We start from the raw sequence: 24,128 nt of genomic DNA on the forward strand, positions 1-24,128 counted from the left end.
TACGGTACTCCCATGACTTTCGCCACCCTTGGCCTGATCGAACCCTTGCTGCGCTCCCTCGAGAAGCTTGGCTACCAGACTCCGACGCCGGTTCAGGCGCAAGCCATACCGGCGGTGCTGGCCGGTCGCGACCTGATGGCCGCCGCCCAGACCGGCACCGGCAAGACCGCCGGTTTTGCGCTGCCGCTCCTGCAATTGCTGGCCATGGAAGGGCCGAAAGTCACCGCCAACTCGGTCCGCGCGTTGATCCTGGTGCCAACCCGCGAACTGGCCGAGCAAGTTCACGAAGCCGTGCGCCAGTACGCCGAGAACCTGCCGTTGCGCACCTACGCGGTGTACGGCGGCGTCAGCATCAACCCGCAAATGATGAAGCTGCGCAGCGGTGTCGATCTGCTGGTGGCGACCCCGGGCCGTTTGCTCGACCTGTTCCGCCAGAACGCGCTGAAGTTCAACCAGTTGCAAACCCTGGTGCTGGACGAAGCCGACCGGATGCTCGACCTGGGCTTTTCCGAAGAACTGGCGAACATTTACCGCGCATTGCCGAAGAAACGTCAGACGCTGCTGTTCTCCGCGACCTTCTCCGACGACATCCGCCTGCTGGCCGGGCAAATGCTCAACGACCCGCTGACCATTGAAGTCAGCCCGCGCAACGTGGCCGCCAACACCGTCAAGCAATGGGTGGTGACGGTGGACAAGAAACGCAAGCCCGAGCTGTTCGTGCACTTGATGCGCAAGGGCAAGTGGAAGCAAGTGCTGGTGTTCGCCAAGACCCGTAATGGTGTGGATGCGTTGGTCGAGAAGCTGCAGGGCCTGGGCATCAACGCCGACGGCATTCACGGCGACAAACCCCAGGCGACCCGTCAGCGAGCGCTGGACCGTTTCAAACTCAGTGAAGTGCAGATCCTGGTCGCCACCGACGTCGCGGCCCGTGGTCTGGATATCGAAGACTTGCCGCTGGTGGTCAATTTCGACTTGCCGATCGTCGCCGAGGACTACATCCACCGCATCGGCCGTACTGGCCGCGCGGGCTCGACCGGCGAGGCGATTTCCCTGGTGTGTGCCGATGAAGTGAACCTGCTCTCGGCCATCGAGATGCTCACCCGTCAGACCTTGAAGCGTCAGAACGAGCCGGACTTCGAGCCTGAGCACCGGGTGCCGGACACCGATGCCAGTGGCCAGGTGATCAAGAAGCCGAAAAAGCCGAAGAAACCGAAAACTTCGGGTGGTGGCGGCAAGCGCAACCTGGGCAAGTGGGTTGATAGCGGGGAAGTCGCACCAGCAGAACCTTCGGTCAAGCCTGTGCGCAAGGTGCCGGTGTTCAATACCGGGCCGCGCAAGCGTAAGCCTTGATTAACGGCGGCGTCTGCTAAGCCGCCATCGCCAGCAGGCTGGCTCCCACAGGTTTTTGTGAACGACGCAAATCCGCTGTGGGAGCCAGCCTGCTGGCGATGGGGGCTACTCGGTCTTCAGCCCTTGCGCTGCAACCACTCAATCATCCCCAACCCCGCCGCCCGCCCACTGGCGAAACACGCGGTCAGCAGATAGCCGCCCGTCGGCGCCTCCCAATCCAGCATTTCCCCCGCGCAGAACACCCCGGGCAGTTGCTTGAGCATCAAGCGTTCATCCATCGCTTCGAACAACACACCGCCTGCACTGCTGATGGCTTCGTCCAATGGCCGGGTTTTCACCAATGTCAGTGGCAATGCCTTGATCGCCTGGGCCAGCAAAGCCATGTCCGTGAAGGTTTCGGCAGAGGTCAGTTCGCGCAGCAGCGCGGCTTTCACCCCATCGATGCCCAACTGACTGTGCAGGTGTTTGGCCATCGAGCGTGAGCCGCGCGGCTTGCTCAATGCCGACTGCACTTTATCCACAGGCCGGCCGGGCAGAAGGTCGATATGAATCGTCGCCGAGCCGTGCCGGTTGATCGCTTCGCGGATCGGTGCCGACAGGGCATAGATCAGGCTGCCTTCGATGCCGGTGGCGGTCATTACGCATTCGCCGAGGCGCGGCACGTCGTCGTTGAGGCCGATGGCGATGTTTTTCAGCGGGCTGCCGGCGAATTTGCTGACCATCAATTCGCTCCAGGCCTGCACCTCGAAGCCACAATTACTCGGTTGCAGCGGTGCCAGTCCTACACCGCGTTGCTCCAGTGGCCGCATCCAGGCGCCGTCCGAACCCAGGCGCGCCCAACTGCCGCCACCGAGCGCCAGCAGGGTGGCGTCGGCCTGAACGGTTATTTCGCCTTCGGGGCTGTCGATGCGCAAACCGCCGTTTCCATTCCAGCCCAGCCAGCGATGGCGGGTGTGGATAACGACGCCGCTGTCACGCAGACGCTTGAGCCAGGCACGGAGCAGCGGCGCGGCTTTCATGTCGGTCGGAAAGACCCGGCCCGAGCTGCCGACGAAGGTGTCGATGCCCAGGTCCTGAATCCACTGGCACAGGGCTTCGGCGCCGAAGCCGCGCAGCAGTGGGGCGATCTGCGGTGCCCGTTCGGCATAGCGCGAAAGGAACGCCGGGTAGGCTTCGGAGTGGGTGATGTTCATGCCGCCGACACCGGCCAGGAGGAATTTGCGCCCGACCGAAGGCATGCCGTCGTACAGATCGACCTTGATCCCGGCCTGACTCAACACTTCAGCCGCCATCAGGCCGGCGGGGCCGCCACCGATGATGGCGACGTGAAAGGCGGAGGGTGTCGAGGGTCGGGTCATGGGCTGCGCTGCGGTCTGGCGGGATAGGGCGGGCATTCTACCAGCCTCGCCTTCTGTAGGAGCGAGCTTGCTCGCGAAGGTCTTGAACGATAACGCGTGCAACCAGATGCCCAGCGGTGACGTTATGTTTCTCGCGAGCAGGCTCGCTCCTACAGGGGTTATCGGTGTTTTTTAGGGTGGTTAAAAAATGATCATTAGTCTGTAGCCCACACCCCGCATGGGCTGCGGTCCCTTTCACTCAGGTTATCCACAGGCAGCTCCACAGGCATTGTGGGTAAAGCGCCCACAACTCAGTGACAACCTGATGACTGCCAGACCCGCTGCGCGCTGTGGTGGAGAATGCCGTGGCGGCGGGCCAGGGCTTTGCGGTCCTTGCTGTAACCGCCGCCAATCACCCCGACCACCGGGATGTCGCGGCCCAGGCAGTGGCGCATCACGGCTTCATCGCGGGCGGCGAGGCCTTCGTCGGTCAGCTTCAGATAGCCGAGGGCATCGTCCTTGTGCACATCGACGCCGGCGTCATACAGCACCAGATCCGGTTGATAGAGCGGCAACAAATAGTTGAGCGCGTCATCCACCACCTTCAGGTAGTCGGCATCGCCCATGCCATTGGGCAATGGAATGTCCCAGTCGCTTTCGGCCTTGCGTGCAGGAAAATTCTTCTCGCAATGCAGGGAAACGGTAATAGCCTCCGGAGTGTCGTGCAGGATGCGTGCAGTCCCGTCACCCTGGTGCACATCGCAATCGAAGATCAGCACCCGGTTGACCCGGCCACTTTCCAGCATGAAATGGCTGATCACCGCCAGGTCATTGAAAATGCAGAAGCCGGCCGGGTGGTCATAGTGAGCGTGGTGAGTGCCGCCGGCCAGGTGACAGGCCAGGCCATGCTCGAGCGCCTGCTCGGCCGCCAGCAACGAGCCGCCGACCGCCCGCACCGTGCGCCGGGCCAGGGCTTCGCTCCAGGGCAGGCCGAGGCGACGTTGATCCTCGCGGGACAACTCGCCGCCCATGTAGCGTTCGATGTACGAAGGGTCATGGGCGAGGGCGAGAATCTCCGGCGGGCAGAGTTGCGGACGCAGCAGGTCGGCGTCGCGAGTCAGGCCGCTGTCCACCAGGTGATCGCGCAGCAAGCGGAACTTGTCCATGGGGAAGCGGTGATCCGCCGGGAATTCGGGACTGTAGTCTTCGTGATAAATCAGCGGCAGCGGCATGATGCTTTCGTACAGGAATGAGTGAAGGATCCTACCAGCGTTGTAGACTCGCGGCATGAAAATGGGGGGAGCACGATGGAGCCGATACTGGAACTCGCGAGCGCGCGGCTGCTATTGCGGCAGTGGCAGGATGAGGATTTGCCGGAGTTTGCGGCGATGTGTGCCGATCCACAGGTCATGCGTTATTTCCCGGCACCCTTGAGCCGACTGGAAAGTGCTTCATTGATCGGGCGAATCCGTGGTCATTTCGCTGAGCATGGTTTCGGTCCGTGGGCGCTGGAGCGCAAGGACACTGGGCAGTTCATCGGATTTACCGGGCTCGGGGTGGTGGGTTTCGACGCGCCGTTCACCCCCGCCATCGAAATCGCCTGGCGCCTGGCGCGGGAGCATTGGGGACTGGGTTATGCCAGTGAGGCGGCGTGGACCGCTCTGCGCTGCGGGTTTGACCGTTTGGCGCTGAACGAAATCGTCTCCTTCACGGCCGACAGCAACCTGCCATCACAGAAAGTCATGCAGGCCATTGGCATGCACCATGATTGCGCTGATGACTTTGAACACCCCAACCTTGCCGTCGATCATCCCTTGCGCCATCACGTGCTGTATCGCATCAGCCGTGAACAATGGCTGCAAACCTTGCATGGATAAGCCGCCGCGGATGTTTACAATGGCTCCCATCGGCCCTGGCCAGAAACTGAATCGACCGCCGCAGCCAAGACTGCGCGGCATTGCTTTGTGTGAGGAGAGTCTGAATGAGCCAAGTGTTGGATGATCTGGTCGACCTGCTGACCCTGGAGCCGATTGAGGAAAACCTGTTCCGTGGCCGTAGCCAGGACCTGGGTTTTCGGCAGTTGTTCGGCGGCCAGGTACTCGGCCAGTCCCTGTCGGCGGCCAGTCAGACCGTCGATGAGGCGCGCCATGTGCATTCGATGCATGGCTATTTCCTGCGTCCGGGCGACGCCGGGTTGCCGGTGGTGTATCAGGTTGACCGGGTGCGCGACGGTGGCAGTTTCAGCACGCGCCGGGTGACCGCGATCCAGAAGGGTCATCCGATCTTCACCTGCAGCGCCTCGTTCCAGTACGACGAAGAGGGTTTCCAGCACCAAAGCGAAATGCCGCAAGTGGTCGGTCCGGAAAACCTGCCATCGGAGCTGGAGCTGACCCAGCAGCGCGCGCACCTGATTCCCGAGAAAATGCGCGAAAAACTGCTGTGCCCCAAGCCGATCGAGTTCCGGCCGATCACCGAAAAGGATCCCTACAACCCGCTGCCGTCCGACCCGATCAAGTACGTCTGGTTTCGCGCCGACGGCGCCTTGGCCGACTCCCCGGCGTTGCACAAGTACTTGCTGGCCTACGCCTCGGATTTCGGTCTGCTGACCACCTCGATGCAGCCCCATGGCAAATCGGTCTGGCACAAGGACATGCAGGTCGCCAGCCTCGATCATGCGCTGTGGTTCCACGCTGATCTGCGTGCCGATGACTGGTTGTTGTACGCGATGGACAGTCCCTGGGCCGGCAACTCCCGTGGTTTCTCCCGTGGCAGCGTGTTCAACCGCGCCGGGAAACTGGTGGCCTCGGTCACGCAGGAAGGCCTGATCCGTCATCGCAAGGATTGGTCATGAGTCTGGCCGACGTGCGTCACTGGGTGTTCGACATGGACGGCACCCTGACGGTGGCGGTGCATGATTTCGCGGCGATTCGCGTGGCGCTGGCGATCCCGGCCGAAGACGACATCCTGACCCACCTCGCCGCGCTACCGGCCGACGAAGCCGCTGCCAAGCATGCGTGGCTGCTTGAGCACGAGCGCGACCTGGCGCTCGGGTCGAAACCGGCACCGGGTGCCGTAGAGCTGGTGCGTGACTTGGCCGGGCGTGGTTATCGCCTGGGTATTCTCACGCGCAATGCCCGTGAATTGGCGCATGTCACGCTGGAGGCCATTGGCCTGGCTGACTGCTTCGCGGTGGAGGACGTGCTCGGTCGAGATGAAGCGCCGCCAAAACCGCACCCCGGTGGTTTGCTGAAATTGGCGCAAGCCTGGAACGTACCGGCGAGCGAAATGGTGATGGTCGGTGATTACCGCTTTGATCTGGATTGCGGGCGGGCGGCGGGGGCACGGACGGTGCTGGTGAACCTGCCGGATAATCCGTGGCCGGAATTGACCGATTGGCATGCGGCCGATTGCATCGAGTTGCGGCAGATGCTCTCGGCTTGAGCGCTTGGTTGCCTGATCTGACGCTATCGTCGGAACGCCGCCCGGAGCAGGCTCGCTCACGCAGTGGAGTGCGATTGATTGTGGGCGCGAGCTTGCTCGCGATGGCGCCGGCTCGGCCAGCGCAAAACCTACCGCCCGAACAACGCCTTTTGCCCCTCCGGCGAAGTAAACATCCCATCCCCGTCATGCCCGACGCCGGGCACTTCGATCAGTTGCTGATTGAGCCCTTTCGGTTGCATCCGCTTCAGATACTCAAAGTAATTGCGCCCGCGGGCCAATCGATAGGGGCCTTGCGCCTGGGCTTCACAACCCTTGTCCAGCGCCGGGTGGTTGGGGTCGATGTCCTGTTGCCCCAGCAGATAAACGATGTTGCGCTTGACGTAGGTTGCCAGCAGTTGCGCCGGCGTTTTCCCTTCGGCGTAGGCGGGTAGATCCGTCAGCCCGTACTTCCAGCGATTGAAGTCCGGGCAGCGGGCATGGCTGAAAGCCACTGGCCGGCGTTCGTCGAAGTACGCATAGGAAGATGGATTGGCGATGACATAGCGCACCTGCACACCGGCGGCGTCGAGGGCTGGCTGATCGTGTCCGAGCAGGGCGTATCGCTGAACCACTTGAGCGCCACCGGAGTGGCCGGCGATGACGATTTGCTTCACATCGGGAAACTGTTCGCGATCACCCAGGCGGGCGATGATTTCGTCCAGCGCCGCAAAGGCGCTGAGACGGAACGGCGCAGTGGATTCGCCCCCCGCCATCCACTCATTGCCCTGCCAGCGCAGAACGGTCTCGGCGACGGGATGCATCGCGACGTCGGTTTCATTAAGGAATTGTGGGGCGATGATCAGTGTTGTCGCACTTTGCCCGGCCAGTTCCGCCGCGTGTTCGCCGCTGTGCAGGTAGGTCTGAGCGTTGCGCAAGCGACCATGGACGATGATCAGCACACGTTCGATTTTGGCCGGGCCAGGGCTGATGCCCACCGCGATCTCGCCTGATTTCAACAACAGGCGTCCGGGGCTGACCTCCTTGACGGCATGCTCGGCAGCCCAAGTGCTTGTGCAAGTGATCAATAACGCCAACAGCCACGTCTTCATTTACAGATTTTTCGCCGCAAAGGTGTCGCACTGGCCAACCTGGCCTTGGGCGAATCCGGTTTTGAACCAGCGCACCCGTTGCGCCGACGTACCATGGGTAAACGAGTCGGGCACCACACGGCCCCGACCCTGTTGCTGCAAACGATCATCGCCGATGGCATTGGCAGCGTTGAGCGCTTCTTCGACATCGCCCGGTTCCAGCCAGTTCAGCCGTCGTTGTGCATGGTTGGCCCAGACGCCGGCCAGGCAATCGGCTTGCAGTTCTTGACGCACCAGCAAGCCACCATCGCCTTCCATTTGCCGGCCTTGCTGGCGCGCGGCCTGGATTTTTGCGGAAACACCGAGCAAGGTCTGCACGTGGTGTCCGACTTCGTGAGCGATCACGTAGGCCTGGGCAAAGTCCCCCGCCGCGGAAAAACGTTGGGCCATTTCCTGGAAAAACGCCATGTCCAGATAGACCTTCTGGTCCGCCGGGCAATAGAACGGACCGGTGGCCGACGTCGCCAGGCCGCAGGCCGAGTTCACGCGATTGCTGAACAACACCAGGGTCGGGTCTTTGTATTGCTTGCCGGCCTGCTGGAAAATCTGCTGCCAGGTGTCCTCGGTATCACCCAGAATCGAACGGACGAATTCGGCGCCTTCATCACTGGCTGGTGGCGCCTTGCGCGTCTGAGTGGTCGCCGGTGCCGTTTGCTGGCCCATCTGCCCGGTCAGTTGGCCGAGGATCTGCAGCGGGTCCTGGCCGGTGATCCAACCGATGCCGACGATCAGAATGATGGCCGTCAGGCTCAGGCCCTTGCCACCGCCAAAGCGCATCCCGCCGCCGCCGGCATCATCGCCACGGGCATCGACCACGTTGTCACTGCGTCGGCCTTTTTTCCATAGCATGTGGGAATCCTCTTCTGTTCCGGGTAATGACCCGTGCGGTGAGTGTTGCTGCCAAGTGGGAGCGGCGCCAGTCCAGTCGTCCGGGTTTTTGTCGCACGCGCCCGTAGGCCCGGCAACCCCTGACGGATTGCCGAGTACATTTCAGGCTTGTATTGAACACGGACACCCCGACGAATTCCGCAGGGCGACGGTTTTTTTATCGGGGGAACATCGAGCGCTGCGTAAAGCGCCCGGATCGGCGGGGTTATTCGTCGAACGCGTCCCATACCGGGGCAAAGGGCGGGCTGACCTGACGCTCGCGTTTGGAAAGGCTGGCGATCAAGGCGCGGTCCGTGTCATCCAGTTGCACCTCCAGCGCCGCCAGGTTGGCCCGTTGATTGGCCTCGCTACTGGCCTTGGGAATGGCGGCCACGTTCGCTTGATCCAGCAGCCATTTGAGTGCGACCTGGGTTGGCAGCACGCCGTGTTTGGCGGCGATCTGACGGATCTGCGGGATGTCCGACACCTTGTTGCGAGCCAGGGGCGTGTAGGCCGTGAGGGCCAGATCGAGTTGACGGGCGTAGTTCAGCAGGGCGTTTTGGCCGAGCAGTACGTGATACTCGACCTGAATGGCGGACAGCGGGGCGCCCAGTTCCTCGACGACTGTGCGTAACAGCGGCAGCGGAAAATTCGCCACGCCGATATTGCGCGCCAGGCCCTGTTCCTTGAACGACACCAGGGTCTCGATCGTGCTCGGCAAGTCCCAGTCGGTGCTCGGCCAATGGATCATGAACAGGTCGACGTAATCGCTGCGCAGGGCCTTTAGGCTGCGGTCCATGGAGTGGCGCATGGCGTCGGGTTGCAGTTGGTCCCACCAGACCTTGGTGGTGACGTGGATCTGCTCGCGGGGTGTCGGACTGTTCGCCAGTGCTTGACCGACAGCGTCTTCGTTGTTGTAGCCCGCCGCCGTATCGATGTGCCGATAACCCAGTGCCAGGGCCTGTTCCACGGCGCGGGTGCATTCCTCGCCCAGCATCGGCCAGGTGCCGAGGCCCAGTTTTGGCATGTTCAAACCTTGGGCGTTAACGATGTGCTGCATGGTCGATCTCCTTTTCATAAGCGGTGATACCCGCGATATGCCGCGCGGCGATGTAGCCGAAGGTCAGCGCCGGACCCAGATTGATGCCGCCGGCGGGGTAGTGCCCGCCCATGATGCTGGCCATGTCGCCGCCCGCCGCATACAGCCCGGCGATGGCCTGACCTGTGTCGTCGAGGACCTGGGCGTGTGCGTTGACCTTGAGCCCGGCGAAGGTGCCGAAGCAACCGGGCTGGACCTTCACCGCGTAGAACGGGCCTTGTTCGATCGGCGCGACGCAGGGGTTGGGTTGCTGCCGCGCATCGCCCTGCTTGCGGTTATATGGGGTCGAGCCGCGACCGAACTGCGGGTCTTCACCGTTGCGCGCATGGCGGTTGTAGTCTTCCACGGTGCGGCGCAGACCGGCCGGATCGATGCCGCAGGCCGACGCCAATTCTTCAAGGGTGTTACCGGTTTTCAGATAGCCGCTGCGGATAAAGGATGACAACGGCACCGGAAACGGCCGAGAGATGCCCAGCCCGTAGCGCCGCTGGAAACCATGGCTGCAAATCAGCCACGAAGCGACCTCTTCGCCTGGCGGGGCAGCGGCGACCATGGCCTTGACGTAGTCGTAGTAGCCGTTGGCTTCGTTGACGAAGCGCTGGCCATTGCTCAGCACGCCGATGATCCCCGGCTTGCCGCGTTCAATAATGTGCGGGAAATGGCCAACGCTGCCATCGCTGTGCGGCACCTGCGAGACCGGTGCCCAGGCGACCGGTGACGCCACATCGGTATTCACTCGAGCGCCGACGCTTTCGCCCAGTCGCAGCCCGTCGCCGGACACCGCCAGCGGCGGCAAGGCCAGGTGCTCACGCCCGGTTGGCGTGCGCGCAAACAATGCCTTGCGCCGTTCGATGTCATTGGCAAAACCGCCGGCCGCGAGCACGACGGCCTTGCGCGCCTGGATGCGCACCGAACCCTTGGCGGTGCTGACCACCGCACCACGGACCTGATGGTTCTCGCGCAGCAACTCGGTGACGGGCACCGACTCCCACAGCAATACGCCGAGGTCCTCGGCGGATTTTGCCAGGCGTGCGACCAGCGCCACACCGTTGACCAGTTGCATCGCGCGGCCATGCACGGCGAGGTCGAGCAGGTGGCGGGTGAAGCGTCGGGTGACGTGCCAGGCGGCGGGCAGCGAGCGGGTCAGGTTGAGGAATGCCGTAAGGTCCGCGCCCGCCATGATCGGCATGCCCATGAACGACGTTTCACGCATGGTTTTGCGCAGACGCTTGAGCAGCTTGCCGACTTTTCGTGCGTCATAAGGGGCGGCGATCACCGAGCGCCCGCCGGTGCCTGCGCCTGGCGTGTCGCCGTGAATGTCGGCAATGGCATTGCCGTCGGCGAATTGCAGCGAGGTGTGCTGTTCGAAAAACGCAACCATCTGTGGGCCGGCCTCCAGGAAGGCATCAATCATTGCCGGCTCGAAGTGCTCGCCCAACTCGTGTTTTAAATAGGTGCGTGGCAGTGCCACGTCTTCGACGATGCCGGCGCGACGGGCCAGGGGATTGCAGGGCACCCAGGCCCAGCCGCCGGACCATGCCGTGGCGCCACCGAAAACCGCATCCTTTTCCACCACAATGACTTTCAGGCCATGCCATGCCGCCGTGACAGCGGCCGACAAACCGGCCGCACCGGAGCCGACGATCAGCACATCACAGTCGATGTCGGGAAGAATGGGCGGTTCGGCAGGCATTTTGAGCACTCCAGCGGTCTATTATTTTGGAATTTGATTCCAGAAAATATAAGAGGTCGACGGAGTCGGGCAAGCCTGGGGCGCACAAAGCGGGCGGTAATCGGACGGCGAGTTCCAGATTTCGCATTCGGCCGGTTGTCTTCTAGAATCGAGCAAATTTTGCGTGGAAGCTCCCATGGCCGGCAGTCAGATCGAACGTGTTTTCAGTGTGCTTGAAAGCCTCACCAGCGACCCCCGTGGCCTGCCGATGCAGACCCTGGCAGAGCAGCTGGACATCCCCAAGAGCGCCACCCATCGCATGCTGGCGGAGCTGATTCGCCTCGGTTATGTGCGACAGAATCCGGAGAACCTGCGCTACCACCTGTCGACCAAGCTGGTGGCGATGGGGTTCCGTTATCTGTCGAGCAGTGGCGCCGATATCGTGCAGCCGGTGCTCGATCGCCTGGCTCAGGAAACCGGTGAACTGGTGCGCCTGGGCGTCATAGACGGCGAGCGGCAGACCTGGATCGCCAAGTCCCAGGGGGCCCGCTCCGGCTTGCGCTACGACCCGGACATGGGCCGCGATGCCCCGCTGTTTTACACGGCTTCCGGGCATGCGTGGCTGGCGTGCATGAGCGATGCCGAAGCCCTGTCGCTGGTCGAACGCCAGGCCATGGACCGACCACTGGAACTGGGGCCGAATGCGCCGCGCTCGAACATTGAATTGCTCGAGCGCCTGCGCCTGGCGCGGGAGCAAGGCTATGCCTGTGTCGAGGAAAGTTCGGCGATAGGCACGTCGGCGATTGCCGCGGTGGTGCGTCATCCCGGCGATGGCCGGGTGATCGGCGTACTCAGCATTGCCGGGCCGAGCGCGCGGATGCCGGGCGCGCGACTGCATGAACTGGCGCCGTTGTTGTTGAGGTTTACCGAGGAGTTGTCGGCGGCGAGCCTGGCGTCGGAGTTGTTTAACTAGGGGCGCAAGTTTCTCCTGTGGGAGCGGGCTTGCCCGCGATGAGGGACTTATATCCGACATCATTGTTGGCTGGAGGTCCGCTATCGCGGGCAAGCCCGCTCCCACAAAGGATTTTCGTTTGCCAAATGAAGCTGTGCGTTGTTCGAACACTTTCAGTCCTTGTGTGTGTAAGAATCTGGAACTGGGTTCTAAATTATTGGAAACCTTCCTTCCAACAATAAACACAAGAGGACCGCGCCTTGAATTCGCCCCTTCGAATCGCCCTGATCGGCGCTGGCATCATGGGCCAGCAGCATTACCAGCATCTGAAAACCCTGACTGAAGCGACGCTGTGCGCCGTGGCCGATCCCGGTCCGCAAGCAGCAACCCTCGCCGCCGAATGGGGCGTGGCGTATTTCGCCGATCACGCTCAGATGCTGGAGCAGATGAAGCCGGACGCGGTCATCGTCGCGAATCCGAATAACCTGCACATCAGCACCGCCCTCGACTGCCTCGCCGTCGGTGTAGCGGTGTTGCTGGAGAAACCGGTCGGCGTGCATCTGGATGAGGTTCGCCAGTTGGTGGAGGCTTCGAAGGCTACGGGTGTACCGGTGCTGGTGGGCCATCATCGGCGGCACAATCCGTTGATCGTCCGTGCCCATGAACTGGTCAAGAGCGGCGCCTTGGGCCGGTTGACCACGGTCACGGCGCTCTGGCAGTTGCGCAAACCCGACAGTTACTTCGAGACGCCCTGGCGCCGCGAGGCGGGTGCCGGGATGTTGTTGACCAACCTGATCCACGACCTCGATTTGCTGCGGCACTTGTGCGGTGAAGTACGTCAGGTGCAGGCCATTACCAGCAACGCCATCCGCGGTTTTGCCAACGAAGATTGCGCGGCGGTGTTGCTGCAGTTCGACAACGGTGCCCTGGGTAGCCTGACCGGGTCCGACGCGGTGGCGGCGCCCTGGAGTTGGGAGCTGGATTCCGGGGAGAACCCGGTGTATCCGCGTCAGGCCGACCAGCCGTGTTACTTGCTCGCCGGAACCGGCGGGGCGCTGAGCATTCCGCAACTCAAGCGCTGGCATTACACCGAAGCCGATGGCGGGTGGCATCAGTCCCTGGTGCAGACGCAGGAAAGCTTCAGCGCCGATGAGGCGTTGCGCTTGCAGTTGCAGCATTTCGTGCGCGTCGCGCGCCGGGAAGTCGAGCCGCTGGTGAGCGCCGCCGATGCCGCCCGCACCCTGGCGCTGATCGAAGCCATCCGCGAAGCCGCCGAAACCGGTCGCGCTTGCACACCTTCCCTGATTGAGGCTTGACCATGAGTGAACGAATCTTTTCCCTGGCCAGTCTGACCGTGCTGGAGTTGTCACCGCCCGAGATGGTCGACGTCGCGGCGCGGGCCGGGTACAGCCACGTCGGCTTGCGTCTGGTGCCGGCGACGCCGGAGGAGCACCATTTTGCCCTGGTGGCGGATGCGGGTTTGCGCCGTCAGACCCTGGCGCGTCTGCGCGATACCGGCATACGTGTACTGGATGTTGAAATCCTGCGCTTGAAGCCGGATACCGTCGTCGCCGAATTCGAGAAGGTTCTGGCGGTCGGTGCCGAATTCGGTGCGACTGAATTACTGGTGGCCGGTAATGATGTGGATGAGCAACGCCTGATCGATAACTTTGCGCTGCTTTGTGATCTGGCGGCCCCATATGGACTGCATCCGCACCTGGAGTTCATGCCCTGGACCGATGCGCGCAACCTTGAGCAAGCCGTGCGCATCGTCGAGGCGGCCGGGCGCGAAAACGGTGCAGTGCTGGTGGATGCGTTCCATTTCGATCGCTCCGGGTCGCGGCTGGAAGATCTGGCCAGGGTTGCCCCTTCGCGGCTACGGTATGCGCAGTTATGTGATGTGGCGGGGCCGCGTCCGGCCGACATGGCCGAGATTTTGCGTCAGGCCCGTAATGAGCGGCGGTTTCCCGGCGATGGCGATTGCGATCTGCCGGGTCTGTTGCGCTGTTTGCCGGCTAACATTCCATTGAGTCTGGAAATTCCCACCCTGCAACTGCTGGAGCAGGGCGTGAGCGGGTTGGACCGGGCGCAGATGGCGTTGGATAAAACCCGGGAATTGTTGGCGCGGCTGTAAGCGGTGCTGCGCACCTGTCGCGGGCAAGCCACGCTCCCACACGTTTTATGCTGACCTGTAGGAGCGTGGCTTGCCCGCGAAGCTTTTGATTTTTGATGTAAACAAAAGGAAACCCAATGACAGTCAGCACCCCGCTTTCCGGCGTCAATCAGCCCTTCAAGGGCATCTTGCTGATCGTCGTTGCCACCTTCCTGTTTTCCAGTCATGACGCGATATCCAAATACCTCTCGGGGTTCTACCCGATTGTCATGGTGGTGTGGGCGCGTTATGTGGTGCACACCTTGTTGATGGCCGGGATATTCCTGCCGCAATCCGGGTTGCGGGTGTTGCGTACCAAGCGCCCGTTGCTGCAATTGGTCCGGGCGTTATGCCTGCTGGGCACCAGTCTGTTTTTCACCACGGGGTTGATGTACATCCCGCTGGCGGAAGCGACCTCGGTCAACTTCCTGGCGCCCGTGCTGGTCACGGCGTTGTCGGTGCCGTTGCTCAAGGAGCGCGTGACGCGCGGGCAGTGGTTGGCGGTGATTTTCGGCTTCAGCGGCGTGCTGATCATTGTTCACCCCGGCGGCGAGTTGTTCACCCCGGCGGTGTTGCTGCCGTTCTGTTCGGCGTTGTTTTTCTGCTTCTATCAACTGCTGACCCGCAAGCTCAGCGAGATCGACAGCCCGACCACCAGCAACTTCTTCGCCGGGCTGTGCAACACCCTGGTAATGAGTGCGTTGGTGCCGTTCTTCTGGCAGGTGCCGAGCCTGCCCCATGGCGTGCTGATGCTGGCGCTGGGCGCCTGCGGCATGACGGCGCATCTGTTTCTGACCCAGGCTTTCCGCCATGCCGCGCCCGCTTTGCTGGCGCCCTTCAGTTACTGCCAGATCGTGTTTGCCGGCCTGCTGGGCTGGTTGCTCTTTTCCCACACGCCAACCTTGACCACGGTGCTTGGGATCGCGGTGATTTGCTGCAGTGGCCTGGCGGCGGCCTGGCAGCAAAGTCGCCGTTGAGGCCGCTCAGAACCTGAAGCGCACCACCAGGTTTTGCAGGCCCGCCGCCAATTGCGACAGCTCCTGGCTGGTAGCACTGGTGCGGGTCGAGGCGTCGGCGCTTTGCAGTGACAGGTCGCGAATGTTCAGCAGATTCCTGTCCACCTCGCGCGCCACCGCCGCTTGCTCTTCCGACGCGCTGGCAATCACCAGGTTGCGCTCATGGATCTGTTCCATGGCCCGGGTAATTTCTGCCAGTGCGATGCCAGCCTGTTCCGCGAGCGACAGGGTTTGCGCAACGCGCTGGCTGTTGCCGTGCATCGACTGCACCACACCTTCGGTATCGCCCTGAACCCGGCCGATCATCTGTTCGATTTCCCGGGTCGATTGTTGAGTGCGATGGGCCAGTGCGCGAACTTCATCGGCCACGACCGCAAAACCGCGCCCGGCTTCCCCGGCCCTGGCGGCCTCGATGGCCGCGTTGAGCGCCAGCAGGTTGGTCTGTTCGGCGATGGCGCGAATCACGTCCAGCACCTTGCCGATTTCCCGGGATTGCTCGGCCAGGGTCTGCACCTGTTGCAGGGCTGTGCCGGCATCGGCGCTCATGGCCTGGATCGAGTCGAGTGTTTCAATCACCCGCGCCTGACCCTGACTCGCCTGTTGTGTCGACTGGCGCGTACTGTCAGACGTCGATACGGCATTGCGTGCGACTTCTTCCACGGCCACGGTCATCTCGTTCACCGCCGTGGCGGCTTGTTCGATTTCGTTGTGCTGCTGTTGCAGGCGGCCAGAGTCCTGGTGGGTGCTCTGTTTCATCTGGTTGGCGGCAGCGGCCAGTTGTGTGGAGGCGTCGCTGATCCGTTGCAGGGTCTCGCGCAGGCTGGTTTGCATGATCGACAACGCGGTCAGCAAACGCCCGGTTTCATCCATGCCGTGGCTGCGGATCGGCGTACTGAGATCCCCGGCGGCGACCTGCTCGGCCACGTCTACGGCCTGACGGATGGGCGCCACGATGCTGCGAATCAACATCCAGGCGAGGAGCACGGTCAGCAGCGAGACGGCGATCAAGGCCCCGATCACCGTGACTTTCACCTGGTTGTAGAGCGCGTCGGCCTGTTGCGCCGATTGGCTGACTTGCTGGGTGGTGAGGGCCACCAGCTCTGCGAACTGGTCACCGGTCAGTGTCGAGTAATCCTGGATCTTGCCGTTGAGCAGCGCGGTCATTTCTTCCTGGCGGTTTTCCCGCGACAGGGTTTCGTATTGCGCGAGCGCTTGACGGTATTGGGTGACGGTCGCGACGAATTTTTCGTACGGCTCTCTGTTGTAATCGCCTACGAGGGGGGTGAATTTGTTCAGCGCCTGTTCCAGCCAGCCCTGCACCTGATGCAGGCGGCTCACCGTGGCCTCGAGCACTTTGGGGTCGCGGTTGAGTGCCATGCGCAGGCTGAGTACGCGAATGCTCAATGCATAGTCGCGGATTTCCCCCAGGTAGCGGGTACTGGGCAGGGAGATGTTCTCGGTGTATTGGCCGGTGGCACGCACTTCGGCGACTTGCTTGAGGGCGAACAAGCCCTGCAACAGCACCAGCAGGGCGATGAGACCGAAGCTGATGACCGCGCGTTGGGCGATGCTCAGGCGACCTGGCGACATGGTTAGACCTCCTTGGCGATGAACGAAAAATCATGGATTCATGAAATGCGGGCACAAAAAAAGCGCAGGCCCGAAATCGGGCCTGCGCCGAGGCAGCATCAGTCTTCTACTTTCGGAATCTTGCGCGGGGCCATGAAGTACATCCAGATCAGCGCGATGAAGTACATCGCCGGAATCAGGGTGAACAGCACGGTGTAGTTGTTGTTGGTGACGGTCAGGATATGGCCGACCAACTGCGTCATGAACATCCCGCCAATGGCGGCGCACATGCCACCGAAACCGAACACCGTACTCATCATGTGCTTGGGCGTGTAGTCCATCACCAGGCTCCAGATGTTCGCGGTCCAGGCCTGGTGCGCGCCGATGGCCAGGGAAATGGCGAACACCGCGACCCACAGGTTGCTGGAGCCGGCGGCCATGATCACGCCGATGATGCAGCAGGCGAACAGGAACATGGACATCAGTCGCGCCTTGATCGGGTTGATACCGCGGCCGATCAGGAACGAGGACAGAATCCCGCCGCCCACGCTACCGAAGTCGGCAGTCAGGTAGATGATGATCAGCGGGATGCCCATCTGGGTGACGTTGATGCCCAGGTTGTATTGCTGATTGAGGAACGGTGGCAGCCAGTACAGGTAGAACCAGAACACCGGCGCGGTGATCGAGTAGGCGAGGGCGAAGGCCCAGGTGCCACGCATGCGCAGGATTTTCGAGAACGGTACGCGAGTTTGTTCCGGTTCGTCTTCTTTCTGGATGTAGTCCAGTTCCGACTGTTTGACGCTCGGGTGATCATCCGGGTTGAAGTACTTCAGGCCCCAGCACACCAGCCAGATGCCGCCCAGTGCCGACATGCACAGGAACGCGGCTTGCCAGCCCCAGGCGTGCAGGATCAATGGCAGCAACATCGGCGTGAACATCGCACCGACGTTGGTCCCGGCGTTGAAAATACCGGTGGCCACGGCACGCTCGCCGGCCGGGAACCACAGGCGCGTGGTCTTCACGCAGGCCGGGTAGTTGGCGGCTTCGGTCAGGCCGAGGATGAAGCGGCAAACCATGAAGCCAGCCGCCGATGTGGCCAGGCCATGAGCGCCGGTAGCGAGGCTCCAGAGCAGTACGGCGCAGAAGAACACGCGCTTCACACCGACCCGATCGATCAAGCGCCCTTGCAGCACGAAGCCGATGGCGTAGCCGACCTGGAACCAGAAGTTGATGTTGGCGTAGTCCATCGCCGTCCAGCTCATTTCCTTGGCCAGGATGGGCTGCATGACGCCGAGGGCGGCGCGGTCGATGTAGTTCAGGGTGGTGGCGAAAAACACCAGCGCCAGCATGCCCCAACGGGTTTTGCCGACGGCCATGGCGCCGCGGATTTTATCGCCGATGCCACCGGTGGTAGCGCTCATGGCCGGGGCCATGCGTGAGCTTTGTGTAGGATTCATGTGTGCCATCCGTTCAATGACTGACAAGCCAGGCTCGTCGGGACTTCAAGGGCGCGTGATCAATCGCTGGCGGCGAGCGCGTGAGGACTGATCGGCTGTTTCGTCGGCTGACGGGTTATTCAGCGAGCGGCACGTGTGTGCCAGCGGTGCGCAGGGTTCGGATGGACGCCGGGCCAGGCGTAATGGCGTTGGTTCGAGCGAGCAGAGCGGTGAAGGAGCGCATGAGCGTATACCCGTTTTTTTGAAATTTTTATGTGGTGTTCTGGGTCGTTGTTAACTGGGACCGATGAGTGGTGACCGGGCCCAATGTGGTGTTGATGTTGCGCAGTGGGCGAAAAATCGTCAATTCGCCAATTGCCATTTTGTTCGATAATCGCACGCAAAACTAACTGGGTAGTACACTTTAAATTGCTGTGCGCAATCACGCAGCCAATAATTCACTCAAAGCTAAACGTGATCCTTGTAGCAGATGGCGAAGTGTGGCGAGGGGGCTGCCCCCTCGCCACAGTGCCCCTGACAAAATGGTCTCCAGTACCCGGAGTCGAAGATATGCAGCGTTCCATTGCCACCGTTTCCTTGAGCGGTACCCTGCCGGAAAAACTCGAAGCCATTGCCGCCGCTGGTTTTGACGGCGTCGAGATTTTCGAGAATGACCTTCTCTACTACGACGGCAGCCCCCGGGAAATCAAACAGATGTGCGCCGATCTCGGGATCGCCATCACCTTGTTTCAACCGTTCCGGGATTTCGAAGGCTGCCGCCGTGACCGCCTGTCGCGCAATCTGGAGCGGGCCGAGCGCAAGTTCGACCTGATGCAGGAACTGGGCACCGACCTGGTGCTGGTGTGCAGCAACGCCTCGGCCGATTCCATTGGCGATGAGCAGATTCTGGTCGACGACTTGCGCCTGCTGGCCGAACGCGCCGGCGCGCGGGGTTTGCGTATCGGTTACGAAGCACTGGCCTGGGGCCGGCATGTGAACACCTATCAACAGGTGTGGAACATCGTGCGTCAGGCCGATCATTCAAGCCTCGGCGTGTTGCTCGACAGCTTTCATACGCTGTCGCTCAAGGGCGATCCAAGCGCCATCGCTGATATCCCGGGCGACAAGATCTTCTTCGTGCAAATGGCCGACTCGCCCATCCTGGCCATGGATGTGCTGGAGTGGAGCCGGCATTTCCGCTGCTTCCCTGGCCAGGGTGAGTTCGATCTGCCGGGCTTCCTCGCACCGATCATCAAGAGCGGTTACACCGGGCCGCTGTCGCTGGAGATTTTCAACGACGGCTTTCGCGCCGCGCCACCACGGGCCAATGCCGCCGACGGTTTGCGTTCGTTGCTGTACCTCGAAGAGAAAACCCGTCAGCGTCTGGCGCAGGAGTCCCGGCCCGCGGCCAATCTCGACATCCTGTTCGAGACGCCCAAGGCCAGCGAGTACAACGGCATCGAGTTTCTCGAGTTCGCCGTGGATGAAAGCCTCGGGGCCAAGCTCTCGAACTGGCTGGAACGCCTGGGTTTCGTCAAGGCTGGCCAGCATCGCTCCAAGAGCGTCAGCCTGTTGCGCCAGGGCGATATCAACCTGATCCTCAACTCCGAGCCTTACTCGTTCGGCCACAGTTTTTTCGAGGCCCACGGTCCATCGCTGTGCGCCACCGCCGTGCGGGTCAAGGACAGCGCCAGTGCACTGGCCCGCGCCGTGGCTTACAAAGGCCAGCCCTATCGCGGGCTGGTCGGCCCCAATGAACTGGAGCTCGCCGCCGTGCGCGCGCCGGATGGCAGCCTGATTTACCTGGTGGACCAGGACGCCGACGTCTACGGTACCGACTTCAACCTGCAGCCGAACGCGCTGGCCAGCGGCGGTCTCAAACGCATCGATCACATGGCGATGGCCCTGCCGGCCGACAGCCTCGACAGTTGGGTGTTGTTCTATAAGAGCCTGCTGGATTTCGAGGCCAACGACGAAGTGGTGTTGCCCGACCCTTATGGTCTGGTGAAGAGCCGCGCGTTGCGCAGTCGGGACAGCTCGATTCGTCTGCCGCTGAACATTTCCGAGAACCGCAACACCGCCGTCTCACACGCGCTGTCGAGTTATCGCGGCTCCGGCGTGCATCACATCGCGTTTGATTGCGACGATATCTTTGCCGAAGTCAGTCGTGCGAAAGCGGCGGGCGTTCCGTTGCTGGACATCCCGCTCAACTATTACGACGACCTGGCGGCGCGCTTCGACTTCGACGACGAGTTCCTCAGCGAACTGGCCTACTACAACGTGCTGTACGACCGCGATGCCCAGGGTGGCGAGCTGTTCCATGTGTACACCGAGCCGTTCGAAGGGCGGTTTTTCTTCGAGATCATCCAGCGCAAGAACGGCTATGCCGGTTACGGCGCGGCCAACGTCGCGGTACGACTGGCGGCAATGGCCAAATCCCGAAGTGGTGCCGTCCGTCAGGCAAAGTTGTAGGAAATTCGTAATGACGGGAGTAATCCATTGCCGCACGGCTTCCCTCAGTGTGCGGCTCAGCCCATAATCGCCCGCTTGTGCAGTGATGGCCGTGAGCCCGCAATGACAATGACTTCAGAACTCTCCTTGGCGTCCGACGAACCGATGGCCGAGCCGCGTAAGAGTCGCAAGAACAACCCGGAAAAAACCCGCGAGAACATTCTTCAAGAAGCCATTGTCGAGTTCGTTCAGCAGGGGCTTTCCGGGGCTCGTGTGGATGCGATCGCCGAGCGCATCCACACGTCCAAGCGCATGATCTATTACTACTTCGGCAGTAAGGAACAGCTCTACGTCGAAGTGCTGGAAAAGCTTTACGGCGATATCCGCAGCACCGAGAACCGTCTGCACCTGGCCGAACTGGCCCCGGTGGAGGCGATTCGGCGGCTGGTGGAATTCACCTTCGATCACCATGACCGCAACGTCGATTTCGTGCGCATCGTCAGCATTGAAAACATCCACAACGCCGAGTACGTGAAGCGTTCCGATGCGATCAAGGCGATGAACAACACCATCCTCGACTCATTGGGTGAGATTCTGCGTCGTGGTGCCGAGGAAGGGCTGTTTCGTAAGGGGCTGGTTCCGCTGGATGTGCATTTGCTGATCAGTTCGTTCTGCTTCTATCGCGTGTCGAACCGTCACACCTTTGGTGAGATTTTTCAGATCGACTTGCCGGACGAGGGCATCAAGCAGCGTCATCGGGAGATGATTTGCGAGTCTGTTCTGCGCTATTTGCAGGCCTGAACCGTGGCGAGCAAGCTTGCTCGCCACAGAAAGCCTTCAGCCATTCATGCTTTGAAAGTGCGCCAGCATTCGCTGGGCATCGGGCACCACGCCGCTGAACAATTCGAACGCCTTCACCGCTTGAAACACCGCCATGTTGCCGCCATCCAGGGTCCGGCAGCCCAGGGCGCGGGCGTTGCGCAGCAGTTCGGTTTCCAGCGGGAAGTAAACAATCTCCGCGACCCACAGCTGCGCGCGCAGCCACTCGACCGGCACCGGCATGCCCGGCAGTTTTTTCATGCCCATGGGGGTGGTGTTCACCAGGCCGTCGGCCTCGGCCAGGCTCCCCGCCAGATCGAGACCCGCGACAGCGCGGCCGCTGCCGAAATGTTGATTGAGGTTGTCCGCCAGGCTCTGGGCACGACTGATTTCCACATCGAAAATGCTCAGTTGCCGTACGCCTTCGCTCAATAGTGCGTGGGCGACGGCGGCACCGGCGCCTCCGGCACCCATCTGTACGACGCGGTCAACGGCAACGCCGGTCAAGCCACGGCGAAAGCCTTCGGCAAATCCCAGGCAATCGGTGTTGTGGCCGATGCGCTTGCCATCCTTGAGCACCACGGTGTTCACCGCGCCGATGCCGCGGGCTTCCGGCGACAATTCGTCGAGCAGCGGGATGATCGCCTGCTTGCACGGGAAGGTGATGTTCAGCCCGGTAAAGTTCATGCGCTCGGCGGCACTGAGCAGGTCGGGCAGGGCATCGCTGTCGAGTTTCAGTTGATCGAGGTCGATCAGGCGATAGAGGTAGCGCAAACCCTGGGCATCGCCTTCATGTTCGTGCAGCGCCGGGGTGCGGGACGCCTGGATGCCGGCGCCGATCAGTCCGGCCAATACCGTATGGTTCGGATTCACGATGTTCACCCCTTCAAACGCAGACTGAAATGCTCCAGCGCCAGGCGATAGCCGTGGCTGCCGAACCCGGCCATCACCGCAGTGGCGATCGCCGAGACGAAGGAGTGGTGGCGGAAAGGTTCACGGGCGTGGACATTGGACAGGTGCACTTCGATCACCGGCAGTTCACTGGCAACCAGCGCATCGCGGATCGCCACCGACGTGTGGGTCCACGCGGCCGGGTTGATCACGATACCGGCGCAACGGTTGCGGGCGTTGTGAATCCAGTCGAGCAGTTCGCCTTCGTGGTTGGTCTGGCGAAACTCCACCGCCAGGCCGAATTCTTCGGCGGTACGACCGCACAGGGCGGAAATGTCAGCGAGGGTTTCGTGGCCGTAGGTTGCCGGCTCACGGGTGCCGAGCAGGTTCAGATTCGGGCCGTTGAGCACCAGAATAATGGGGGGCATCGATGTTTCTCCACTTATTGTTTTTGGCATTGGCCGAGGATTCCAGCCTGTGGAGATAAATTGTACTAACTGGTTAATTCGGTCAATTGAAGAGCCAGTCACCGGGCTTTTTGTGTGCGGTGATCGGACGGTTTCGTATCAGCGCGGCAGATGCTCAAGCAGAAAATCGATAAACGCCCGCAATCTGAGGGGGACGTGGCGACTTTGCGGATAGAGCAGGGTAAACGGCCGAGAGCGTCCGCCGTAGGGCTTGAGCACTTCCAGCAATGAGCCATCAGCCAGTTCCTTTTCGACAATGAAACGATAGGTCTGAAACAACCCCGCGCCGTGTTTCGCCAGGGTCACGCCACCCAATACATCGTCGGAACAACTGAAGTTGCCTTCCGCCAGAATTTCCCGCTCCACGCTCTTGTCGTTGAACAACCAGGCGATGCGCCGGCCGCTGCTGGGCAGTTCGTACTGGATGCATTCGTGGTGCTGCAGGTCGTCGAGGGTTTGCGGCGTGCCGGCACGCTGGAGGTAGTCGGGGCTGGCAACCATCACCAGTTCGGCGTCTTCGAGGGGCCTGGCGATCAGGCCGGAATCCGGAATCGCCCGCACGCGAATGGCCATGTCATAGCCTTCGCCGACAAAATCGATGTTGCGATTGCTGATGTGCGACTCAACCTTCACCGCCGGAAAACGCGCGCGAAAGGCCGGGAGCAACGGCAGGATGCGATGGTGGGCGTAGGTGGTGGGAATACTGATGCGCAGGGTCCCGGACGGTACTTGCTGCTGGCCCATGACTTCGCGCTGGGCTTCAACCAGTTGGGCCAGCGCCTGGCGGCATTCCTCGTAGTAGCGACGACCGCTGTCGGTCAGCTTGACGCTGCGGGTGGTGCGTGCGAACAGCCGTACGCCCAGACGCTCTTCCATACGTGACACCGAGCGACTCACGGCCGCCGGAGTGACGCCTGCCACCAGCGCGGCAGAAGTGAAGCTACCGGCTTCGGCGGCCAGGCAAAACAGCTCGATACTGCCTAGCTGAAGATCGTCGAATTGTCGCTGCATGATTGATTACACCGGGGATCAAATGAAGTGTGTGAATCAGTATTTATCAGATGCCTGCACACCGATACAGTGAGTTCGATGCCCCAGGCCTTTCTTGATCAACGAGCAGGAGATACAGCATGCCTTTCGTCAGCGTACGTATTACCCGTGACGGCGTTACCCGGGAGCAAAAAGCCCAGGTCATCGCGGAAATCACCGAAACCTTGCAGCGCGTCCTCGGCAAACCGCCAGAACTGACGCACATCGTGATCGAGGAAATTGATACCGATAACTGGGGGTATAAAGGCATCACCACCACTGAATATCGAAAGAATCTGCCAGGGTGAAAACCGGGTGAAAAAAAGCCGTCGCAGAGACGGCTTTTTTTGTGGGCGCCGGAAAAGGATTGGTTACGTTTTTTCAAGGCTGTGAATCGGCCGCAGATAGGGCTGAGCGCTAGTCTCAGAAGCGCATTGACGATTGTGTGCGTCA

At 61.6% G+C, this 24,128-nt stretch carries 22 protein-coding genes and 1 pseudogene; 11 read left to right on the forward strand and 12 right to left on the reverse strand.

The genetic code is table 11. The features are described 5' to 3' along the window. The first annotated feature begins 12 nt into the window (after positions 1–12). On the forward strand, positions 13–1,350 hold the full coding sequence (gene rhlE1 / locus BLV61_RS19130) for an RNA helicase RhlE1 (RefSeq protein WP_090466929.1): 1,338 nt from the start codon (positions 13–15) through the stop codon (positions 1,348–1,350). 116 nt (positions 1,351–1,466) lie between these two features. On the opposite strand, the gene BLV61_RS19135 is transcribed toward rhlE1, so the two are convergent. Both BLV61_RS19135 and BLV61_RS19140 read right to left on the reverse strand, forming a co-directional pair. Next, positions 1,467–2,708: a TIGR03862 family flavoprotein gene (locus BLV61_RS19135; RefSeq protein ID WP_090469925.1), complete on the reverse strand. Its 1,242-nt coding sequence runs from the start codon at positions 2,706–2,708 to the stop codon at positions 1,467–1,469. 290 nt (positions 2,709–2,998) lie between these two features. Next, positions 2,999–3,919: a histone deacetylase family protein gene (locus tag BLV61_RS19140; protein WP_047533607.1), complete on the reverse strand. Its 921-nt coding sequence runs from the start codon at positions 3,917–3,919 to the stop codon at positions 2,999–3,001. Positions 3,920–3,994: 75 nt separating this feature from the next. Here BLV61_RS19140 and BLV61_RS19145 point away from each other — a divergent pair, with 75 nt between their 5' ends. The 3 genes from BLV61_RS19145 to BLV61_RS19155 all read left to right on the forward strand — a co-directional run bounded on the left by BLV61_RS19145 (position 3,995) and on the right by BLV61_RS19155 (position 6,128). Beyond that, positions 3,995–4,564 carry a GNAT family N-acetyltransferase gene (locus BLV61_RS19145; RefSeq protein ID WP_090466933.1) on the forward strand — a complete coding sequence of 190 codons (570 nt, stop codon included), beginning with the start codon at positions 3,995–3,997 and terminating at the stop codon, positions 4,562–4,564. A gap of 104 nt (positions 4,565–4,668) precedes the next feature. After that, on the forward strand, positions 4,669–5,538 hold the full coding sequence (tesB, locus tag BLV61_RS19150; protein WP_047533601.1) for an acyl-CoA thioesterase II: 870 nt from the start codon (positions 4,669–4,671) through the stop codon (positions 5,536–5,538). After that, positions 5,535–6,128: an HAD family hydrolase gene (locus tag BLV61_RS19155; RefSeq protein WP_047539082.1), complete on the forward strand. Its 594-nt coding sequence runs from the start codon at positions 5,535–5,537 to the stop codon at positions 6,126–6,128. Before tesB ends, BLV61_RS19155 begins: the two co-directional genes overlap by 4 nt. Positions 6,129–6,256: 128 nt before the next feature. Here BLV61_RS19155 and BLV61_RS19160 read toward each other — a convergent pair whose 3' ends face one another. From BLV61_RS19160 to BLV61_RS19175, 4 genes are all read right to left on the reverse strand, one after another. Beyond that, a complete protein-coding gene (locus BLV61_RS19160) occupies positions 6,257–7,216 on the reverse strand; it encodes an alpha/beta fold hydrolase (protein WP_090466937.1) in 960 nt (319 codons plus the stop codon). Then, complete coding sequence (gene ypfJ / locus BLV61_RS19165; RefSeq protein ID WP_090466940.1) at positions 7,217–8,104, reverse strand: KPN_02809 family neutral zinc metallopeptidase; 888 nt, start codon at positions 8,102–8,104, stop codon at positions 7,217–7,219. 244 nt (positions 8,105–8,348) lie between these two features. Then, positions 8,349–9,182, reverse strand: a complete 834-nt coding sequence (locus BLV61_RS19170) for an aldo/keto reductase (protein ID WP_090466941.1) — start codon at positions 9,180–9,182, stop codon at positions 8,349–8,351. Then, positions 9,166–10,914, reverse strand: a complete 1,749-nt coding sequence (locus BLV61_RS19175; RefSeq protein ID WP_090466942.1) for an FAD-dependent oxidoreductase — start codon at positions 10,912–10,914, stop codon at positions 9,166–9,168. Before BLV61_RS19175 ends, BLV61_RS19170 begins: the two co-directional genes overlap by 17 nt. Before the next feature lie 175 nt (positions 10,915–11,089). Here BLV61_RS19175 and BLV61_RS19180 point away from each other — a divergent pair, with 175 nt between their 5' ends. The 4 genes from BLV61_RS19180 (at position 11,090) to BLV61_RS19195 (ending at position 14,974) form a co-directional block, all read left to right on the forward strand. Beyond that, positions 11,090–11,866: an IclR family transcriptional regulator gene (locus tag BLV61_RS19180; protein WP_047533586.1), complete on the forward strand. Its 777-nt coding sequence runs from the start codon at positions 11,090–11,092 to the stop codon at positions 11,864–11,866. 239 nt (positions 11,867–12,105) lie between these two features. Continuing rightward, positions 12,106–13,161, forward strand: a complete 1,056-nt coding sequence (locus BLV61_RS19185; protein WP_047533583.1) for a Gfo/Idh/MocA family protein — start codon at positions 12,106–12,108, stop codon at positions 13,159–13,161. A gap of 2 nt (positions 13,162–13,163) precedes the next feature. After that, positions 13,164–13,979 (forward strand): sugar phosphate isomerase/epimerase family protein, encoded by an 816-nt coding sequence (locus BLV61_RS19190; protein ID WP_047533581.1) that lies wholly within the window; start codon positions 13,164–13,166, stop codon positions 13,977–13,979. Positions 13,980–14,095: 116 nt separating this feature from the next. Beyond that, the gene (locus BLV61_RS19195; protein WP_047533578.1) at positions 14,096–14,974 is read left to right on the forward strand and encodes a DMT family transporter; all 879 of its coding nucleotides are present in this window, start codon (positions 14,096–14,098) and stop codon (positions 14,972–14,974) included. Between the two features lie 6 nt (positions 14,975–14,980). On the opposite strand, the gene BLV61_RS32280 is transcribed toward BLV61_RS19195, so the two are convergent. The 3 genes and pseudogenes from BLV61_RS32280 to BLV61_RS19205 all read right to left on the reverse strand — a co-directional run bounded on the left by BLV61_RS32280 (position 14,981) and on the right by BLV61_RS19205 (position 18,039). Then, positions 14,981–15,844 (reverse strand): methyl-accepting chemotaxis protein, encoded by an 864-nt coding sequence (locus BLV61_RS32280; RefSeq protein ID WP_482822326.1) that lies wholly within the window; start codon positions 15,842–15,844, stop codon positions 14,981–14,983. Further along, positions 15,836–16,603 (reverse strand): annotated as a pseudogene (locus BLV61_RS32285) (MCP four helix bundle domain-containing protein); the annotation flags it as partial. The gene BLV61_RS32280 and the pseudogene BLV61_RS32285, both read right to left, overlap by 9 nt. Before the next feature lie 98 nt (positions 16,604–16,701). Further along, the gene (locus BLV61_RS19205) at positions 16,702–18,039 is read right to left on the reverse strand and encodes an MFS transporter (RefSeq protein WP_047533572.1); all 1,338 of its coding nucleotides are present in this window, start codon (positions 18,037–18,039) and stop codon (positions 16,702–16,704) included. 549 nt (positions 18,040–18,588) lie between these two features. On the opposite strand from BLV61_RS19205, the gene quiC reads away from it, so the two are divergent. Beyond that, a complete protein-coding gene (gene quiC / locus BLV61_RS19210; protein ID WP_090466944.1) occupies positions 18,589–20,490 on the forward strand; it encodes a 3-dehydroshikimate dehydratase QuiC in 1,902 nt (633 codons plus the stop codon). 102 nt (positions 20,491–20,592) lie between these two features. After that, a complete protein-coding gene (locus BLV61_RS19215; protein WP_047533565.1) occupies positions 20,593–21,270 on the forward strand; it encodes a TetR/AcrR family transcriptional regulator in 678 nt (225 codons plus the stop codon). Between the two features lie 36 nt (positions 21,271–21,306). On the opposite strand, the gene BLV61_RS19220 is transcribed toward BLV61_RS19215, so the two are convergent. From BLV61_RS19220 to BLV61_RS19230, 3 genes are all read right to left on the reverse strand, one after another. Further along, positions 21,307–22,161, reverse strand: coding sequence for a shikimate dehydrogenase (locus BLV61_RS19220; RefSeq protein WP_047539079.1), 855 nt, complete (start codon positions 22,159–22,161; stop codon positions 21,307–21,309). Between the two features lie 5 nt (positions 22,162–22,166). Continuing rightward, positions 22,167–22,607 carry a type II 3-dehydroquinate dehydratase gene (aroQ, locus tag BLV61_RS19225; RefSeq protein WP_090466945.1) on the reverse strand — a complete coding sequence of 147 codons (441 nt, stop codon included), beginning with the start codon at positions 22,605–22,607 and terminating at the stop codon, positions 22,167–22,169. A 138-nt stretch (positions 22,608–22,745) separates the two neighbouring features. After that, entirely contained in the window at positions 22,746–23,657 is a 912-nt protein-coding gene (locus BLV61_RS19230) for a LysR family transcriptional regulator (protein WP_047533561.1), read from the reverse strand. 119 nt (positions 23,658–23,776) lie between these two features. On the opposite strand from BLV61_RS19230, the gene BLV61_RS19235 reads away from it, so the two are divergent. After that, positions 23,777–23,983, forward strand: coding sequence for a tautomerase family protein (locus tag BLV61_RS19235; protein ID WP_047533558.1), 207 nt, complete (start codon positions 23,777–23,779; stop codon positions 23,981–23,983). Positions 23,984–24,128 lie beyond the last annotated feature (145 nt).

Origin of the sequence: Pseudomonas mohnii (assembly GCF_900105115.1) — a bacterium.
Lineage (GTDB): Bacteria > Pseudomonadota > Gammaproteobacteria > Pseudomonadales > Pseudomonadaceae > Aquipseudomonas > Aquipseudomonas mohnii.